Origin of the sequence: Mesorhizobium sp. M7A.F.Ca.CA.001.10.2.1, from assembly GCF_003998575.1 — a bacterium.
Classification (GTDB): Bacteria; Pseudomonadota; Alphaproteobacteria; order Rhizobiales; family Rhizobiaceae; genus Mesorhizobium.
The window spans coordinates 1-1,021 of record NZ_RZQY01001112.1 but is presented as its reverse complement, the minus strand read 5'-3'; the positions used below and the strand labels follow the sequence as shown (position 1 = coordinate 1,021).

The window sequence follows — 1,021 nt, the reverse complement described above, 5'->3', positions numbered from 1 at the left end:
TATCAGGGCATCGGACCCAAGGACTTCACCGGCCAGCCGATCGGCGGCCTGTCCTTCTTCGAAACCTCGGTCGAGATGCGCATCGCCATCACCGATACGATCGGCATCGTGCCGTTCGTCGACGCCGGCACCGTATCGACCAAATCAGCTCCCGATTTCTCCGATGTCAAGGTCGGCGCCGGCGTCGGGCTGCGCTATGTCACGCCGTTCGGGCCACTGCGCATCGATGCCGCCGTGCCGCTCAACCGTGATCCGGGTGACCCGCATTTCGGCATCTATGCCGGCATCGGGCAGGCATTCTGAGCGATGAAAACAGTCTGGCGCATCCTCCGCATTGTCCTTTACACGCTGCTGATCGTGGTTGCGGGAGCGATCGGCGCGCTGGTGGTGCTGACCAAGACCGAGCGCGGCCGCGACAATCTCGCCGGCATCATTTCGCGGCTGGCTTCGAACGACAACCGCAAGATCACGGTCAGCGGCATAGACGGCATCTGGTCCGGGGCGCTCAGCGTCGACCATGTCGTGCTGGAGGACCGCGAGGGCGCCTGGCTGGTGGCGCGCAAGGTGGCCGTCGACTGGTCGCCGCTGGCGCTGCTGTCGAAAAACTTCAGCGCCGACCGTATCGCTGCCGAGCGTATCGAACTGGCGCGATTGCCGGTGGCCAGCACGCAGCCAGCGCCGAGCGGGGGTACGACGACGCTGCCGGTTTCCATCGACATCAAGCAGATCGATCTGCCCGAGATCGCGCTTGGCCAGCAACTGGCCGGCAGCGGCATCGCCGAGCTTGCGGCCAAGGGATCGGTCAAGGCCGATGCCGCGCCACTGGCGGTCGAGACGGTGCTCAACATCACCCGTCATGACGGCAAGCAAGGTAATGTCGACGCCAAGATCCACTTTGCGCCGGCAGACAACAGGCTCGATCTCGACCTGAAGGCCTCGGAGCCGGCAGGCGGTATCATCGCCAACCTGCTCAAGCTGCCCGACACGCCGCCGGTCGACATAGATGTCTCGGGCACCGGGC

1 protein-coding gene and 1 pseudogene are annotated in these 1,021 nt (G+C 64.9%); both read left to right on the top strand.

Features of this window, described 5'->3' with window-relative positions:
• A partial coding sequence (locus EN964_RS35500) for a BamA/TamA family outer membrane protein (protein WP_164776461.1) occupies positions 1 to 303 on the top strand: 303 nt, incomplete at its 5' end.
• Positions 304 to 306: 3 nt separating this feature from the next.
• A pseudogene (locus EN964_RS35495) lies at positions 307 to 1,021 on the top strand (translocation/assembly module TamB); the annotation flags it as partial.